18 protein-coding genes and 1 other RNA gene are annotated in these 16,483 nt (G+C 61.2%); 8 read left to right on the top strand and 11 right to left on the bottom strand.

The features are described from left to right. Positions 1–33: 33 nt before the first annotated feature. Positions 34–1,500, top strand: coding sequence for a 4-hydroxy-3-polyprenylbenzoate decarboxylase (gene ubiD / locus BW33_RS01710; RefSeq protein WP_003229330.1), 1,467 nt, complete (start codon positions 34–36; stop codon positions 1,498–1,500). After that, a complete protein-coding gene (locus BW33_RS01705; protein WP_047596694.1) occupies positions 1,500–2,468 on the top strand; it encodes a CDP-6-deoxy-delta-3,4-glucoseen reductase in 969 nt (322 codons plus the stop codon). The genes ubiD and BW33_RS01705 overlap by 1 nt, the downstream gene beginning before the upstream one ends. A gap of 22 nt (positions 2,469–2,490) precedes the next feature. Here the strand turns inward: BW33_RS01705 and BW33_RS01700 are convergent, their stop codons facing one another. After that, a complete protein-coding gene (locus BW33_RS01700) occupies positions 2,491–2,964 on the bottom strand; it encodes a hypothetical protein (protein ID WP_047596693.1) in 474 nt (157 codons plus the stop codon). 354 nt (positions 2,965–3,318) lie between these two features. Here BW33_RS01700 and BW33_RS01695 point away from each other — a divergent pair, with 354 nt between their 5' ends. Beyond that, on the top strand, positions 3,319–3,987 hold the full coding sequence (locus BW33_RS01695; RefSeq protein ID WP_047596692.1) for a gamma-glutamylcyclotransferase: 669 nt from the start codon (positions 3,319–3,321) through the stop codon (positions 3,985–3,987). On the opposite strand, the gene glpT is transcribed toward BW33_RS01695, so the two are convergent. Further along, positions 3,963–5,312 carry a glycerol-3-phosphate transporter gene (gene glpT, locus BW33_RS01690; RefSeq protein ID WP_047596691.1) on the bottom strand — a complete coding sequence of 450 codons (1,350 nt, stop codon included), beginning with the start codon at positions 5,310–5,312 and terminating at the stop codon, positions 3,963–3,965. The genes BW33_RS01695 and glpT overlap by 25 nt on opposite strands. 225 nt (positions 5,313–5,537) lie before the next feature. On the opposite strand from glpT, the gene BW33_RS01685 reads away from it, so the two are divergent. Beyond that, on the top strand, positions 5,538–6,167 hold the full coding sequence (locus BW33_RS01685) for a hypothetical protein (protein WP_047596689.1): 630 nt from the start codon (positions 5,538–5,540) through the stop codon (positions 6,165–6,167). Positions 6,168–6,346: 179 nt separating this feature from the next. Next, entirely contained in the window at positions 6,347–6,961 is a 615-nt protein-coding gene (locus BW33_RS01680; protein ID WP_047596688.1) for an energy transducer TonB, read from the top strand. Between the two features lie 83 nt (positions 6,962–7,044). Here the strand turns inward: BW33_RS01680 and BW33_RS01675 are convergent, their stop codons facing one another. Further along, a complete protein-coding gene (locus BW33_RS01675) occupies positions 7,045–8,022 on the bottom strand; it encodes an NADPH:quinone oxidoreductase family protein (protein WP_047596687.1) in 978 nt (325 codons plus the stop codon). A gap of 150 nt (positions 8,023–8,172) precedes the next feature. On the opposite strand from BW33_RS01675, the gene BW33_RS01670 reads away from it, so the two are divergent. Next, positions 8,173–8,580, top strand: a complete 408-nt coding sequence (locus BW33_RS01670; protein ID WP_027610485.1) for a flagellar basal body-associated protein FliL — start codon at positions 8,173–8,175, stop codon at positions 8,578–8,580. 16 nt (positions 8,581–8,596) lie between these two features. Here BW33_RS01670 and BW33_RS01665 read toward each other — a convergent pair whose 3' ends face one another. From BW33_RS01665 to BW33_RS01650, 4 genes are all read right to left on the bottom strand, one after another. Next, positions 8,597–9,715: an ABC transporter permease gene (locus tag BW33_RS01665; RefSeq protein ID WP_047596685.1), complete on the bottom strand. Its 1,119-nt coding sequence runs from the start codon at positions 9,713–9,715 to the stop codon at positions 8,597–8,599. Continuing rightward, the gene (gene rbbA / locus BW33_RS01660) at positions 9,715–12,441 is read right to left on the bottom strand and encodes a ribosome-associated ATPase/putative transporter RbbA (protein WP_047596684.1); all 2,727 of its coding nucleotides are present in this window, start codon (positions 12,439–12,441) and stop codon (positions 9,715–9,717) included. The genes BW33_RS01665 and rbbA overlap by 1 nt, the downstream gene beginning before the upstream one ends. Further along, entirely contained in the window at positions 12,438–13,403 is a 966-nt protein-coding gene (locus BW33_RS01655; protein WP_047596683.1) for an HlyD family secretion protein, read from the bottom strand. The genes rbbA and BW33_RS01655 overlap by 4 nt, the downstream gene beginning before the upstream one ends. Positions 13,404–13,524: 121 nt before the next feature. Beyond that, positions 13,525–13,974, bottom strand: a complete 450-nt coding sequence (locus BW33_RS01650) for an EVE domain-containing protein (RefSeq protein WP_047596682.1) — start codon at positions 13,972–13,974, stop codon at positions 13,525–13,527. Between the two features lie 197 nt (positions 13,975–14,171). Between BW33_RS01650 and BW33_RS29930 the strand changes: the two genes are divergently transcribed. Beyond that, positions 14,172–14,327 carry a hypothetical protein gene (locus tag BW33_RS29930; protein ID WP_003229308.1) on the top strand — a complete coding sequence of 52 codons (156 nt, stop codon included), beginning with the start codon at positions 14,172–14,174 and terminating at the stop codon, positions 14,325–14,327. A gap of 35 nt (positions 14,328–14,362) precedes the next feature. On the opposite strand, the gene BW33_RS01645 is transcribed toward BW33_RS29930, so the two are convergent. The 4 genes from BW33_RS01645 to BW33_RS01635 form a co-directional block, all read right to left on the bottom strand. Beyond that, positions 14,363–14,968, bottom strand: a complete 606-nt coding sequence (locus tag BW33_RS01645) for a 5-formyltetrahydrofolate cyclo-ligase (protein WP_047596681.1) — start codon at positions 14,966–14,968, stop codon at positions 14,363–14,365. A gap of 80 nt (positions 14,969–15,048) precedes the next feature. Next, positions 15,049–15,227: non-coding RNA, 6S RNA (gene ssrS / locus BW33_RS28165), on the bottom strand. Positions 15,228–15,257: 30 nt separating this feature from the next. Continuing rightward, positions 15,258–15,575 carry a cell division protein ZapA gene (locus BW33_RS01640; protein ID WP_007967943.1) on the bottom strand — a complete coding sequence of 106 codons (318 nt, stop codon included), beginning with the start codon at positions 15,573–15,575 and terminating at the stop codon, positions 15,258–15,260. Next, positions 15,572–15,781, bottom strand: coding sequence for a TIGR02449 family protein (locus BW33_RS01635; RefSeq protein WP_047597101.1), 210 nt, complete (start codon positions 15,779–15,781; stop codon positions 15,572–15,574). Before BW33_RS01635 ends, BW33_RS01640 begins: the two co-directional genes overlap by 4 nt. A 134-nt stretch (positions 15,782–15,915) precedes the next feature. On the opposite strand from BW33_RS01635, the gene BW33_RS01630 reads away from it, so the two are divergent. Beyond that, positions 15,916–16,476, top strand: a complete 561-nt coding sequence (locus BW33_RS01630; RefSeq protein WP_007967947.1) for a YecA/YgfB family protein — start codon at positions 15,916–15,918, stop codon at positions 16,474–16,476. Positions 16,477–16,483: the final 7 nt, after the last annotated feature.

The raw sequence follows: 16,483 nt of genomic DNA, 5'->3' as shown, positions 1-16,483 counted from the left end.
GGATGTACGCCTATTTTGAGGGTGCCATCGTCAATGAAATTCAAGGATCTTCGGGATTTCGTGCAGCAGCTTGAGCAGCGCGGAGAGTTGAAACGCATCCAGATTCCCGTCTCGCCGGTGCTGGAAATGACCGAGGTGTGCGACCGCACACTGCGGGCCAAGGGCCCGGCGCTGCTGTTCGAGAAACCCACCGGCTACGACATTCCGGTGCTCGGCAACCTGTTCGGCACCCCCGAGCGGGTGGCCATGGGCATGGGCGCCGAGTCGGTCAGCGAACTGCGCGAGATCGGCAAGCTCCTGGCCTTCCTCAAGGAGCCGGAGCCACCGAAGGGCTTGAAGGATGCGTGGTCGAAACTGCCGATCTTCCGCAAGATCATCTCGATGGCGCCCAAAGTCGTCAAAGACGCGGTGTGCCAGGAAGTGGTCATCGAAGGCGACGACGTCGACCTGGCGATGCTACCGGTGCAGACCTGCTGGCCCGGCGACGTCGGCCCGCTGATCACCTGGGGCCTGACCGTCACCAAAGGCCCGAACAAGGATCGCCAGAACCTCGGTATCTACCGCCAGCAAGTCATCGGCCGCAACAAGGTGATCATGCGCTGGCTCAGCCATCGTGGCGGTGCACTGGACTTCCGCGAGTGGTGCGAGAAGCATCCGGGCCAGCCGTTCCCGGTCTCCGTGGCGCTGGGCGCCGACCCTGCGACCATTCTCGGTGCGGTCACTCCAGTGCCGGACAGCCTCTCCGAATACGCTTTCGCCGGTCTGTTGCGCGGTAACCGCACCGAGCTCGTCAAGTGCCGTGGCAACGACCTGCAAGTGCCGGCCACTGCCGAAATCATCCTCGAAGGCGTGATTCATCCGGGCGAAATGGCCGACGAAGGCCCGTACGGCGACCACACCGGTTACTACAACGAAGTCGACAGCTTCCCGGTGTTCACCGTCGAACGCATCACCCATCGGATCAAGCCGATCTATCACAGCACCTACACCGGCCGTCCGCCGGATGAGCCGGCAATCCTTGGCGTGGCGCTGAACGAAGTGTTCGTGCCGATCCTGCAGAAGCAGTTCCCGGAGATCACCGACTTCTACCTGCCGCCCGAAGGCTGCTCGTACCGCATGGCCGTGGTGACGATGAAGAAGTCGTATCCGGGGCATGCCAAGCGCGTGATGCTCGGTGTCTGGTCGTTTTTGCGACAGTTCATGTACACCAAGTTCGTTATCGTCACTGACGACGATATCAACGCCCGGGACTGGAACGACGTGATCTGGGCCATCACCACGCGCATGGACCCCAAGCGCGACACGGTGATGATCGACAACACGCCGATCGACTACCTCGACTTCGCCTCGCCGGTCTCCGGCCTGGGTTCGAAAATGGGCCTGGATGCCACCCACAAGTGGCCGGGCGAAACCACTCGCGAGTGGGGCCGCGTAATCGTCAAGGACGACGCCGTCACCCAACGGATCGATGCCATCTGGAATCAGTTAGGAATAGATTGATGCGTGTAACCCTGCAGCCCTCCGGAGCCGTGCTTGAGATACGGCCCGGCGAGCGGATTCTCGATGGTGCGCGGCGCCTGGGCTATGAATGCCCGCAAAGCTGTCGCAATGGCAATTGCCACGTGTGTGCGGCGCTGTTGGTGGAAGGCCGGGTCGAGCAGGCCGGCAAGGTGCATGACCACGGCGAGTTCTACACTTGCATAGCCGAGCCGCTGGAAGACTGCGTCCTGCTGTGGGATGGCGTGCTCGCGCTGGGAGAACTGCCGGTGCGCAGCCTGTCGTGTCAGGTCATCGAATGCCGGGATGTCGGCGGCGACACCTGGCGCGTGCGTCTGCGTGCGCCGGCCGGCAAGCCGCCGCGTTATCACGCCGGGCAGTACCTGATGATCGAGCGTGAAAACGGCGAGAAATCGGCGTTCTCCATGGCCTCGGCGCCGCACGGCGGGCGTGATCTGGAAATCCACGTGCTGGCCCGCGAAGCCAGTGCGCTGAGCCTGATCGAACAGCTGCAACGCAACGCGATGGTGCGTGTCGAGCTGCCATTCGGCGACACCCACCTCGCCGAGCTGCCTGACGGGCCGCTGGTACTGATCGCCGCTGGCACCGGCATGGGCCAGATCCACAGCCTGATCGAACACTGCCGCGCCAATGGCTTCAAACACCCGGTGCATCTGTACTGGGGCGTACGCCGTCCGGAAGATTTCTACGACATCGAGCATTGGGACGAATGGCTGAAGCTGCCCAACCTGTTCCTGCACAAAGTCGTCAGCGACCAGTGCGGTTGGGAAGGGCGCTGCGGGATGCTGCACCAGGCCGTGTGCGAAGACTTCGCCGATCTGAAGTCCCTGCATGTATACGCCAGCGGTTCGCCGGCGATGGTCTACGGGACTCTGGATGCGCTGGTGGAAGCCGGGATGGATGCACATCAGATGCGCGCCGATGTATTTGCGTATGCGCCTCGGTCTTGACCCGCGCGTTTGAGTCCCACCCCTAGAAACGTACGCCGCTAGTCACCATCGCCGCATTGGCGCCGAGAAACACCAGCTCGGCGGCCAATGGGCCATAGTGAGTCCCGACGGACGGAATGATCACCGGCGCAACGCCGTAGCGGTTCAAGGGAATCTTGTCCTTGTAATCACCGCGATACCCCTGCAACAGCCCACCCGTGACTTTCAGATACACCGGGTACTCGCTGCTGTCATAGCGTTTGCCGACATAGGCGTAGTTCGAGCGCTGGCGGAACGAGTTACGGAAAGTTGCCCCGCCAAAGACCCAGCCGGACGCCTGATTGCGTTCGATGCCGATCAAGTCCTGATGATTATTGTGTTCGGGGTCGGGCGAGTAATGTCGGGTGTAGAGACTGGTCTGGGCATACCAGAAATCTTTGCCTTGCGCATTGTCCTCGGCCAATGCATGGCCGGCCTGAGCCATCAGCAATGCGGCCAGAAGTCTTGGGATTTTCATCGTGCAGCCTCGGTTAAACGGGATGGCTTGCGCCAGAGGAAGGCCGTTATACGCAGGCGTTCAGCGACGGAGAAGAAAGAAAGTCCGACATTTTAGTAGGAAGTTTCCCGCGCCTTCATGAACGAAACCTGAACAAGCGAAGGCTTATGCATATTTCATTCGGGTATTTAAGATATTCCTGCGATGGTATTAGGCTATATAAAACCGGATAGCCGGGGCTGATAATCGCCAATTAGCGCTATCGGGCAGGTCATACATCCTTTAGCACTTTTCGTTTTAGAGTTACTGCTATATGTTCTATCTAGCGAATTGTGCTTACATCTTGTAATACTTGCGGGGCCGAACACTTCCGTCATGACAGCCATTGAATCTGCTTTTGTGAATCTGGCTTACCCTCCGCGGCTCGATCTGGGGCCGCAGCTGACCCACGAACAACTTCTCGTCTCGATGCAATCGACCATGGCGCGCCACAAAGGCGGGCCGGTGTGGCTGTTCGCCTATGGTTCGCTGATCTGGCGTCCGGAATGCACGGCGGTGGAGCGGGTGCGTGGGCGTGTCCATGGTTACCACCGAGGCTTGTACCTGTGGTCGCATGAGCATCGCGGAACGCCGGAAATGCCTGGGCTGGTATTTGGTCTGGATCGCGGCGGTTCGTGCAGCGGCTTCGCCTATCGGCTGCCGGAAGAGAACCTCGACGCTGCGCTGTACGCGCTGTGGAAACGCGAGATGCCGTTCCCGTCCTACCGCCCGCACTGGCTCAACTGCCGGCTCGAAGATGGCAGTCAGGTTCAGGCGTTGGGGTTTGTCTTGGAGCGACACCTGCCCAGCTATGCCGGCAACTTGCCGGATCACGTGCTGAGTCAGGTGTTCGAAAGCGCTTGCGGGCGTTACGGTACCACTCGCGATTATGTCGAGCAGACCGCCCACGCCCTGCGCAGCCACGCCATGCCAGACCGCAATCTGGAGGCGCGGCTCAAGCGCTGTCAGTCAAAAGCCGATCAGGCGACAGCTTCGCGGCTCTGACTGGCGACTTGCTTGTGCCATAGCGTCGGGGCCAGGAAGGCCATCGACAGCAGGCAAGCGCCCACCAGCAGGACAAAACCACCGTCCCAGCCGAAGTGGTCAACGGTGTAGCCCATCGCCGCACTCGCCGCGACCGACCCCCCCAGATAGCCGAACAGACCGGTAAAGCCCGCTGCCGTACCGGCGGCTTTCTTCGGTGCCAGTTCCAGCGCCTGCAGGCCGATCAGCATCACCGGGCCGTAGATCAGGAAGCCGATCGAAAACAGCGCGATCATGTCCACGGTCGGGTTGCCGGCCGGGTTCAGCCAGTAAACCAGGGTCGCCACGGTCACCAGCGCCATGAACACCATGCCGGTCAGGCCACGGTTGCCACGGAAGATCTTGTCCGACATCCAGCCGCATAGCAGCGTGCCCGGAATGCCCGCCCACTCGTAGAAGAAATAGGCCCACGAGGTTTTATCCACGGTGAAACCCTTGGCTTCTTTCAGGTAGGTCGGCGCCCAGTCCAGTACGCCGTAGCGCAGCAGGTAAACGAACACGTTGGCCATGGCGATGTACCAGAGCATTTTGTTGCGCAGCACGTATTTGACGAAGATTTCCTTGGCGCTGAATTCGTCTTCGTGGCTGGCGTCGTAGCCTTCCGGGTAATCGTTCTTGTACTTCTCGATCGGCGGCAGGCCGACCGATTGCGGGGTGTCGCGCATGGTGATGAAGGCAAACACCGCCACGCCCAGCGCTACCGCTGCCGGTACGTAGAACGCCGCGTGCCAGTCGTTGAACAGGCCCATGCCGATCAGGAACAGCGGGCCGATCAGGCCGCCGCCGACGTTATGCGCCACGTTCCACACCGAAACCACACCGCCGCGTTCCTTCTGCGACCACCAGTGCACCATGGTGCGTCCGCTCGGCGGCCAGCCCATGCCCTGGGCCCAGCCGTTGATGAACAGCAGGATGAACATCATGGTCACGCTGGACGTCGCCCACGGCGCGAAACCGAAAATGAACATCACCCCAGCCGACACCAGCAGGCCGAATGGCAGGAAGTAGCGCGGGTTGGAACGGTCGGACACCAGGCCCATGAGGAACTTCGACAGGCCGTAGGCAATGGCGATGGCCGACATCGCCAGACCCAGATCGCCACGGCTGTAGCCTTCGTCGATCAGGTACGGCATGGCCAGCGAGAAGTTTTTGCGCAGCAGGTAGTAACCCGCGTAGCCAAAGAAGATACCGGCGAAGATCTGCCAGCGCAGGCGTCGGTAAGTACTGTCTATTTTTTCTTCAGGCAATGGAGCCTGATGTGCGGCAGGACGAAAGAAAGCAAACATTCAAGAGCTCCAGATTTCTTGTTTTGACTGCGGATGCGAATGTTACAGTTTCGTTACCGAAAATAGCACCGGTTCGCATTGGCAAAACAGTGGAAATGTTGGAATTCGCGCGTTCTTTTACGAACCTGTCGCTCAGCTGTAAGAACAGGGCGTTTTCACCCCTTATCAACATGGAGTGACTTAGACTCGCGGCCCGTTCAGCCGATTGATCAGCCGAGATAAGAAATGTCACTGAAGGTTCGCATGTTGGTGCCGAGATTTTTGGTGGCAGCGGGACTTGCCGTCGTGTTGCTGACATTGATTGTCACCGATCATCCCGCCCATTCCGGTTTGCGCAACGCCACGGTGCTGATCATTCGACATGCGGAAAAACCGGATGCGGGACCGGTGCTCAATGCCCGAGGCGAACAACGCGCCGCCGCCTACGTCGACTATTTCAATCCGCTGAAACTCGACGGGCAGGCGCTCACCCCCCAGCGTTTGATCGCAGCCGGCGACACCCCGGAAAGTTCGCGTTCGCGCCTGACCCTGACCCCGCTGGCCCAGCACCTGAACCTTGCGATTGAGCAGCCCTTCGTCAATGGCGACCTGCATCAACTGGTCAAACTGTTGCGCAAGAGCAATCAGGCGCAGACGGTGCTGATCGCCTGGCACCACGGCCACATCAATAAACTGCTCAAGGCCTTCGGCGGCGACCCCACAGCGTTGATGGGGCAGGAAAAATGGCCGGATGATGTCTTCGACTGGCTTATCGTGCTGCGCTTCGACGACAAGGGCCGGCTGATTCCGTCTCGCAGTCTGAAGGTGCAGGAGCATCTGTTGCCGGGCGACGTTGCAGGGCGGAACGGCGGCTAAACGTCCGTCAGAAAATTTACCTGCTGCCATTTGCCCAACGGTTTCGTCAGATTTCCCATCGGGATCAGGAAATGTCCTGCATCCAAAAGCGAAGCTGCGCCATTCAGTTAAAAGGCAGCGCCCCGTAACCTTTGTGCTGTTGCCTGGATAAGGCATCTCATTCGGGAAGGGGCGCGATCATGCGGTGGTTTTTTGCGGGGCTTTTATTGACGATCTTCAGTCTTGCACTGGCGGCAGAAGCGTTACTCATACCTGAACACAATCCCCAGCCGATTTACCCAAAGAGGTTGTCCAGGACTGGGGTCGAAGGCGAGGTCAGGGTCAGCTTTATCGTCAAGGCGGATGGCTCGGTCAGCGCGATCGACATTGTACAAAGTGATCACCCCGATCTGGCTGAGGCGGTCAAAGACGCAATAACACAGTGGCGCTTCAAGCCCTGGACGGTTGAAGACGGTCGGCCTGCGGAACAGTCCGTCGTGGCGCCGATGCTCTTTCGATTGGCCAGGGATCAGCCGGTCGACATCAACCAGTGGCTGAAGTCAGTAAAGTGTCGCGTCATCAATGACGGTTTCAGGAACATGCCTGAGCACGCCTGGGTCGACGCAGAAGTGTTTAATTACACCCGTGCTTACGTTTCGAACGCGATCCACAAGAGTCAGTTGGCCGATGAACAACGTCTGGCAATCATCGCCAGGATGAATCGGCGCGTACCGGTGATCGTCAGAGGCTGCCGGGAAGCCCCTATGCGTAGGTACATGAGTTTTCTGCCGGGAGAGGTTCGTGAGTTGCTTTGATAGCCAGCGCCGCAGAGAGCGACGCTGCGTTGTTGCCGGGCGCGAATCAGGCCGGCTCCGAGAGGTCGCCGGCCGGAATAAACTCAGCGCACCTGCACCACCACCTTGCCCACCGCCTTGCGCTGCCCCAGATCGTTGATCGCCTGCGCCGCGTTGCTTAGGGGATACACCTGCGACACCAGCGGTTTCAGCTTGCCTTCGGCGAACCAGCCGAACAGTTGCTGGAAGTTCGCCGCGTTGTCCTGCGGCTGACGCTGGGCGAAGGAGCCCCAGAACACGCCGAGTACCGCGGCGCCCTTGAGCAGCGCGAGGTTGACCGGCAGTTCGGGGATGCGCCCGCTGGCGAAGCCGACCACCAGCAGCCGTCCGTTCCAGGCGATGGCGCGGATGGCCTGGTCAAACAGGTCGCCACCGACCGGGTCGTAGATCACGTCGGCGCCCTGGCCGTCGGTGAGGCGTTTGATTTCGTCCTTGAGGCTGGTTTCGCTGTAGTTGATCAGTTCATCGGCGCCGGCGGCCTTGGCCACCGCGAGTTTCTCCGTGCTGCTGGCGGCGGCGATGACCCGGGCACCCATGGCTTTGCCGATTTCCACCGCCGCCAGGCCGACGCCGCCTGAAGCGCCGAGCACCAGCAGGGTTTCGCCCGGTTGCAGGTTGGCCCGTTGCTTGAGGGCGTGCATCGAGGTGCCGTAGGTCATGCTGAACGCGGCGGCGGTGTTGAAATCCATCGACGGCGGGATCGGCAGCACGTTGTAGCCTGGCACCGCGACCTGTTCGGCGAAGCTGCCCCAGCCGGTCAGGGCCATGACCCGGTCGCCGACTTTCAGATGGCTGACCTTTTCACCGACGGCGCTGACCACGCCGGACGCTTCGCCCCCGGGCGAGAACGGGAAGGGCGGCTTGAACTGATACTTGCCCTCGATGATCAGCGTGTCCGGGAAGTTGACCCCGGCGGCGTGCACCTCCAGCAGGATTTCATTCTTCTTCGCGACAGGACTGGCGACGTCTTCCAGCACCAGCGATTCGGCAGGGCCGAAGGCTTTGCACAGCACGGCTTTCATCAGGGCTATTCCTTTGGGAGTGATGGCCGATAAGTGTAGGTGTGTCAGTCAACGGGTCAACGAGCATGCCCGGCCCTGATAGTCAGCCATAAGCTTGTGCTTGCGCGGCGGGTCGTTATGCTAGGCCGCAAACCGGATAAGGAGCGAATTGTGAAAGCGTGGATCATGTTGTTGCTGGCCCTGTCTCTGCCTGTGGCAGCGCTGGCCGAAGAAGCCAAAGAAGGCGAGGCGCCGAAGGTCAACTACATCACCCTGAGCCCGCCGTTCGTGGGCAATTACGGGCTGGACGGCACACCGAAGCTGAAGGTCTACAAGGCCGACGTGGCGTTGCGTGTGACCGGCGAAGAGGCGACCAAACTGGTCAAGGCCAACGAGCCGCTGATCCGCAATCAACTGGTGGCGCTGTTCACTCAGCAGACGACCGAGGCGATGGGCAGCATCGAAGGCAAGGAAAAGCTGCGTCAGGAAGCCCTGAAGCAGACCCAGCAAGTGATGAATGACGAGACCGGCAAGCCGGTGGTTGAAGATCTGTTGTTCAACAACCTGATCATTCAGTAAGCACGCTGGCCGCTGTTCAGGACGCCAGGCTCTTGCGAAAGCGCGCCAGCGCGATAACGAAGAACAGCAGGCCGATGGCCGTCAGTGCCAGCAAGTCCGGCCAGGCCACGCTCAGCCCGGCGCCGCGAAACAGAATCGCGGCGCTGAGGCTGACAAAATGCGTGGACGGCGAGCCCTGCATGACCCATTGCAGCCACTGCGGCATGCTGTCCAGTGGCGTGCTGCCGCCAGACAGCAGCAACATCGGGATGATCACCGGAATCGCCAGCAGACCGAACTGCGGCGTCGAACGCGCGAGCGTCGCCAGAAAGATGCCCAGCGCGGTACTGGCAAACAGATAAACCGCAGTCACCAGCAAAAACAGGCTCATCGAGCCGGCCAACGGCACACCCAACAGGCCTTTGACCACCACTTCCAGCGACAGCCAGGTGCACAGCACCACCACCAGCAGGTTGCTCCAGATTTTCGCCAGCATGATTTCCAGCGCCGTCAGCGGCAGCACCAGCAAATGGTCGAGCGTGCCGTGTTCGCGTTCGCGCAGCAGCGCCGTGCCGGTGAGGATGATCGCCAGAATGGTGATGTTGTTGACGATCTGAATCACCGCCAGAAACCAGCCTCCCTCCAGATTGGTGTTGAACAGGGCGCGGGTGGTCAGTAGCACGGGCGCCTTGGCGGCTGCATCGCCCTGACCGGCATAGTCGAGCAACTCGCGCTGGAAGATTCGGCTGATGTAGCCGGCGCCCATGAACGCCTGGCTCATGGCGGTAGCATCGACGTTAACCTGAATCGCCGGTTGCCGCGCGGCGAGCAGGTCGGTTTGAAAACCCGCCGGGATGTTGATGACGAAGGTGTATTGGCCGCTGTCCATGACCTGATCCAGTTGCGCATAAGGCAACAACACCGGCGTCTGGAATTCCGGCGGCTGCAGGGCCTGGGCCAACTGGCGCGAGAGGGCGCTGTGATCTTCGTCGACGATCGCCACGCTGGCGTTGTGCACGCCGATCACCGAACCGGCGGCGGGCATGTAGATCGCCACGGTGAAGGCGTAGAACAGGAACAGCAGCAACACGCTGTCATGGCGCAGGCTGGTCAGTTCCTTGAGTCCCAGGCGCAGGATGTGCGCGAACTTGTGCATCAGGCCTCCTGCTTTTTCAGCATGATCAGGCTCAGCCCGGTGAACCCGACAAAGAACCCGAACAGCGCCAGGCACTGTGGCCACAGCTGACGCAAGTCCAGCGCTTTGGTGAACGTACCCACCGCGATGTCGAGGAAGTGCCCCGCCGGAAACAGCATGCCCATCACCGCTGCCGCACCTTCCAGCGACGAGCGCGGCACGATCAACCCGGAGAACTGGATGGTTGGCAGGCTGGTGATGATCATGGTGCCGAGGATCGCGGCGATTTGTGTGCGGGTGAACGCCGAGATCAGCAGGCCCATGCTGGTGGTCGCCAGCACGTACAGCAGGCCGCCGAACGCCAGCGTCAGCAGACTGCCCTTGAACGGCACGCCGAACAGCCAGCGGTTCATCGCCACCAGCAACGCGAGATTGACCAGACTGACCAGCAGATACGGCGCCTGTTTGCCCAGCAGAAACTCCAGACGGGTCAGGGGCGTGGCGTAGAAATTGGTGATCGAGCCCAGCTCCTTTTCGCGGACGATGCCGAGCGCCGTGAGCATCGCCGGAATGAAGGCGAGGATCAGCGCCATGACCCCGGGGCCGATGGCGTTGACGCTGACCACGTCCTGATTGTAGCGAAAGCGGGTTTCCAGACTGGCCGCCGCCGGGTGGGCCAGCGCCGGGCTACTTTGTTCGGCCAGCTGTTGCAGATTGCCCAGGTGCACGGCTTCAACATAGTTACGGCTGGTTTCGGCGCGAAACGGCATGCCGCCATCCAGCCACGCCGCCACAGCGGGTTGGCGCCCGGCGTACAGATCGCGGCCGAATCCGGGGGGAATCTCCAGCGCCAGTTTGATTTCCGAGCGTTGCAGGCGCCGGTGCAGTTCCTGCGGGTCATGAATGGCCGGCTGTTCGTCGAAGTACCGGGAACCGCGAAACGCCTCCAGATAAGCCCGGCTCTGCGGCGTCTGATCCTGGTCGTACACGGCAAACGCGAGGTTTTCCACGTCCAGCGAGATGCCGAAACCGAAGATCACCATCATGAAAATCGCCCCGGCCAGGGCGAACGCCATGCGCACCTTGTCGCGCAGCAGCTCCTTGCCTTCGCGACTGGCCACGGCCAACAGGCGGCCGAGGCTGAAACCGTGATGCGGCACCGGCGTTGTCGCTGCGCTCGGCGGCGCCATCTGCGGCTCGGCCACAGGCGCTGATGGCTGAGCACCCTGAGCCTGTTCCAGGCAAGTGACGAAGGCCGCTTCCAGCGTCTCGCCGGCGAACTGGCGTTGCAGCGCCGCCGGGGTGTCGCACGCGAGAACCTTGCCGGCGTGCATCAGCGAGATACGATCGCAGCGCTGGGCTTCGTTCATGAAATGCGTGGAGAGGAAGATCGTCACGCCCTGTTCGCGGGACAACTCGATCAACAGTCGCCAGAAGTCATCGCGAGCTGCCGGGTCGACGCCGGAAGTCGGCTCATCGAGGATCAGCACTTCCGGGCGGTGCAGCACCGCCACCGCCAGTGACAGACGCTGGCGCAGCCCCAATGGCAATGCCCCGGAGGGCTGGTCGGCGACCGCGAGCAGATTGAAGCGCTGAATCAATGCCTCGATGCGTTGTGCACTCTCGGTTTTGGGCAGGTCGAACAGCCGCGCGTGCAGCTCGAGGTTCTGCCGCACACTGAGTTCGCCATACAGCGAAAAACTCTGCGACATGAAGCCGACCCGCTTGCGCGTGGCCAGATCCTTGGCGTTCACCGGGTTGCCGAGCAGCGTCGCACTGCCTTCACTGGCCGGCATCAGCCCGGTCAGGACTTTCATGGTGGTGGTCTTGCCGCAACCGTTGGAGCCAAGAAAGCCGAAAATTTCGCCACGCCCAATGGCAAAGCTGACGTGATCCACGGCGGTGAAATCGCCGAAGCGCAGCGTCAGGTCGTGGGCTTCAATGGCGATGTCGCCGCTGCTGCCGGTGCGCGGTGGAATCACCAGCGGCTGAGCGTCATGCTGGCTGTCACCCTGGAAATGAGTGAAGGCGTCATCGAGCTTGCCGCTGGGGGTGACGGTCGCCAGCTCGCGGCTCAGGCCGCTGGCGATCAACTTGCCGGCGTCGAGCATCAGGCAGTGCTCGAACTGTTCGGCTTCTTCCATATACGCCGTGGCGACCAGCAGCGTCAGTTGTGGACGCTGGCGCCGCACGTCGTCGACCAACTCCCAGAAGCGCCGGCGCGAGAGCGGGTCGACGCCGGTGGTCGGCTCATCGAGGATCAGCAGGTCCGGTTCATGGATCAGTGCGCAGCACAGCCCGAGTTTCTGCTTCATGCCGCCGGACAACTTGCCGGCGGGGCGCTCGGCGAACTTCAGCAAATCCGTGGCGATCAACAGGCTGTGCATGCGCTGCTCGCTTTCAGCCTTGGACAGGCCGAACAGCGTCGAGAAGAACTGGATGTTCTCGCGGATCGACAGCTCCGGGTACAGGTTGCCGCCCAGCCCCTGCGGCATGAAGGCGATGCGCGCATAGAGTGTGTCGCGATGCCGGCGATCCTCGATCGCACCACCGAGCACGTCCAGTTGCCCTTGTTGCAGGGTCTTCACACCGGCAATCAATCCCAGCAGGCTGGACTTGCCCGCACCATCAGGGCCGATCAGCCCGCAGCGGGTACCGGCGGGCAGGCTGAAGGCGATGTCGCTCAGCGCTTGCTGTTTGCCGTAGCGGTGGGCGATACCGTTCGCTTGAACCGCATGGCCGCTCATTGCAGATTGGCCGGCCATTCGACGGGCGCGATCCGCACGTAGCCGGCCCCGGGCATGCCCGGTTTGGCCTGCGGCACGGCGCTGGGCTGAGCCAGGCGCAGCTTGACGCGGAACACCAGTTTCTGCCGTTCGTCGCGGGTCTCGACCTCTTTGGGGGTGAACTGCGATTTGGCCGCGACGAAACTGATTTTTGCCGGCAGCGGTTTATCGGGCAAGGCATCGAGCAGCACGCGCGCCTCGTCACCCACCGCCAGGCGTCCGGCCACTGCGGCTGACAGATAGAGGTTCATGTACTGGTCGTTGGGATCGATCAGCAACAGCACGCGACCACCGGCCCCCAGCACTTCACCGGGCTCGGCCATGCGCAGCTGGATCACGCCATCGATCGGCGCGCGCAGACTGCTGTCGTCAATTTCACTGGTCAACTGTGCAACTTGCGCCTGTGCCGCGCCAATCGCCGCACTGACAGCAGACACTTGAGCCCGGGCGGCGACAACGGCGGCATTACCGGTGCCAATACGTGACTGCAACTGATCGATGATCTGCGCGCTGACGTAGCCGTGCTTGAACAGTGATTGCGAGCGGCCGAGTTCCTGCTGGGCCAGCAGCAGTTCACTCTGGCGCAATTGCACGTTGGCCTGAGCGGCGTTGAGGTTTTCCCGGGCGCGCAACACTTCGGCTTCGGCCTGGTTGCGCTGGGCTTCGAGGGTGCGGGTGTCCATGCGTGCGAGCAATTGCCCTTTGCTGACCTTGTCGCCTTCGTCGACCAGTACTTCGGCGAGGCGCCCCGGGGTCTTGCTGGCGATCTGCACTTCGGTGGCTTCCAGCCGCCCGTTGCCCATCGACAGCCCCTCGACCAGCCGGCTGCTGATCGAGATCCAGTAACCGAGGCCGCCAGCGACGGCGAGTAATACCAGGAGCGAACCGGCGTATAGAAGTGAAGAACGGCTGTGCGTCGACATGGGGGCATCCTGCGGCTGTGGCTTGCAGTCTGACTGTTCAAGCATTCCATTCGCTTGATGTCAGTCAAATGAGCGCCAAGCCTAGCCCCTTTTGCCGGTAAAAACCGTGACCGGCGAGTTCTCAGCGCAAACCAAGCACCGCGGCCCACTGTTCGGCTGTCACCGGCATGACGGAAAGACGGCTGCCTTTTTGCACCAGCGGCATTTCGGCCAGCTCGGTCTGCTGTTTCAGGTAATCGAGCTTCAGCACCCGGGCAAACGTCTCGACGTGTGCCACATCAATGGCGCTCCAGGCGTTTTTCTCTGGCGTGGCTTTCGGGTCGAAGTAATGGCTCTCGGGTTCCAGTGCGGTGGGATCCGGGTACGCCGCCTGGATAATCTTGCCGATTCCGGCGATACCCGGCTCCGGGCAGCTGGAGTGGTAGAAAAAGAACTCATCGCCCACCGCCATTGCCCGCAGGAAATTGCGCGCCTGATAGTTGCGAACCCCGTCCCAGCGCGCAGTGCCGAGTTTCTCCAAACCTTTGATCGAGAGTTCGTCAGGCTCGGATTTCATCAGCCAATAGGCCATGTCTTTTGCTCCTCAAGCGGTCATTGGGCAGGTTGTCGGGCAATTTTATGACAAACCGACGGTCGGTTGACGTCAGCGTTTGCGCCCGGGTTCACGTTGTCGCAAAATGCCGGCCTTTAAAGCTTGACGCTGCTGCACGGCCTACGAATGGAAACCGCTGCTGTCATCGTGATGATGTGCCTTGAGGGGGGCAATCGATGAAACGCAAACCGGATTTGCTATGGACTTTGGTTATTTTGTTCGGCCTTGGCGTCGTAACCACCGGTTATGCGCAAAGTCTGTGGACGAGCAAGACCGATGCTCCGGTTGAAGTCGCGCAACAGGTTCAACAGTCGACTGCCTTCAAGCGCTGAAACTGCCTTCCCGACGTCGCTGATCTGCGCGGCGTCTATCCTGCGAAATACCACGCCTTATCGGTGACCGTGCCCTGCAACGGTACATCCCAGCTTGCCTGCGCCAGGCGTTCGACCTTCTGACATTCATGGGCCAGGCCCAGTAACGTCGGCTTGCGCCAGTTCTTGCGCCGGGCCAGGTACGCCAGACTGCGGTCGTAGAAGCCGCCGCCCATCCCCAGACGCCCGCCAACATCGTCAAACCCCACCAGTGGCAACAGCACCAGGTCCAGGGTCCAGATCTTGCGCTGACGAGCCAGATTGGCCCGAGGCTCAAGAATACGGAAGCGATTGGGCTTGAGCTTGTCGCCGGGGAGAATCCGCTGGAACACCATTTTGGTTCGCGGCCAGGCGCTGAGCACCGGCAGGTAGGTGGCCTTGCCGCGACGCTGGGCTTCGCGCAGCAGCAGGCGCGGGTCGATTTCACCGTCGGTGGGCAGATAAAGCGAGATATGTCGGGCCCGGCGAAAGTGCGGGTCTTGCGCCAGTTGGCGGAACAGGCCTTTGGCGGCCTGTCGTTGTTCACCGGGAGTCAGTGAGCGGCGCGCCTTGCGCAGCAGGCGGCGGAGTTGCGGGCGGGGCAGCAGCGCAGGTTCGGTCATGGTTCGGCTTCGGCAGGTGAGGGCGAAAACGCACGCATAAAAAATCCGATGCCGGCAAAAACCGGCATCGGATTCGAATCAGGCTCCCCGGATGAACCGCTGTCAACTTAGCCCTTGAACCCGAAAGTTCAAGGTGGAGGATGCAGTAGACTTTAAGGCTTTCCGTCTGGCGGACATGCACACCAGCCCAACGTGCAACCTCCAGGGTAGTGCAAATCGGCTCAGGGACATCGTCAACTGGCAAGCACCCCAGGGAGTGCCGCGAGTATACCTCAAGCGGCCTGGCGAATCAGCCCTTGCTGATGTCCGGATCGTCGGCCAGGACCAGATCGACACGATCGAGCAAGTCGCGCACCTGTTCACGGGTCGAACCGCTGGCCTGGATGTCCGGGCGCTCTTCTTTGTGCAAGAGGTCGTGGGTGATGTTCAGCGCAGCCATCACCGCAATACGGTCGGCACCGATGACTTTGCCGCTGCTGCGGATCTCGCGCATCTTGCCGTCCAGGTAGCGGGCGGCGCTGACCAGATTGCTGCGTTCTTCCTGGGGGCAGATGATCGAATATTCTTTGTCGAGGATCTGCACGGTAACGCTATTGCTTGAACTCATGAGTCTTGCTCCAGGGCCTTGAGGCGCGAAATCATCGATTCGACCTTACGCCGGGCGATTTCGTTTTTTTCAATGAGGTGAGCGCGTTCCTCGCGCCAGGTCTTTTCCTGAGCTAGTAAGAGTGCGTTTTGACTCTTTAGTTGCTCGACTCGGCTAATCAGCTTTTCGAGTCTGGCCATCAGCGCTTGCAGGTCGGTGTCTTCCATTGTGTCCACTGAATTCATCTGATGGGCGGCAGGCGCCTGGCTGGCGGACAGCCTTTAATAGTCTTGGCGAGTCTGTCGATGTAGGATACAAGGCCTTCATTCTAGACATAGCGCCGTCTGGCGCCTAGCTGCCCATGACCATTGCGAATTCCCCGTACCAAGCCTTTGCCACCCTGCTGACTGCCAGCGGCCACAACGTCTCGCCTGCCGAACTGCATGGCCTGCTGCTCGGCCGCAGCTGCGCCGGCGCCGGCTTCGATAATGAAGGCTGGCTGATCGACGCCGCCGAACTGCTCGAAGGCGACATCCAGGACAATGTCCGCAACGCCCTGATCGGCCTGCAGGAGATGGTCAAGGGCGAGCTGACCGGCAGCGACGTCACCGTCGTTCTGCTGCTGCCGACCGATGACGCACCACTGGCCGAGCGTGCTGCCGCGCTGGGCGAATGGTGCCAGGGCTTCCTCAGCGGTTTCGGTCTGAACTGCCGCGACAGCAGCATGCTCAGCACTGAAGCCACCGAAGTGCTGCAGGATCTGGCCGCAATTTCCCAGGTGCAAGACGCTCTGGAAGAGTCCGAAGACGGCGAAAGCGACTACATGGAAGTCATGGAATACCTGCGCGTCGCGCCGCTGCTGCTGTTCTCGGAAACCAAGAAAGCCGACGTGCCGCCAGCCGCCAAGCCGTCGCTGCATTAATCGCGTG

The organism is Pseudomonas sp. RIT288, assembly GCF_000631985.1.
Taxonomy (GTDB): Bacteria; Pseudomonadota; Gammaproteobacteria; order Pseudomonadales; family Pseudomonadaceae; genus Aquipseudomonas.
Note: the sequence above shows the minus strand (reverse complement) of the source record. Positions and strands in the feature narration are given on the sequence as shown.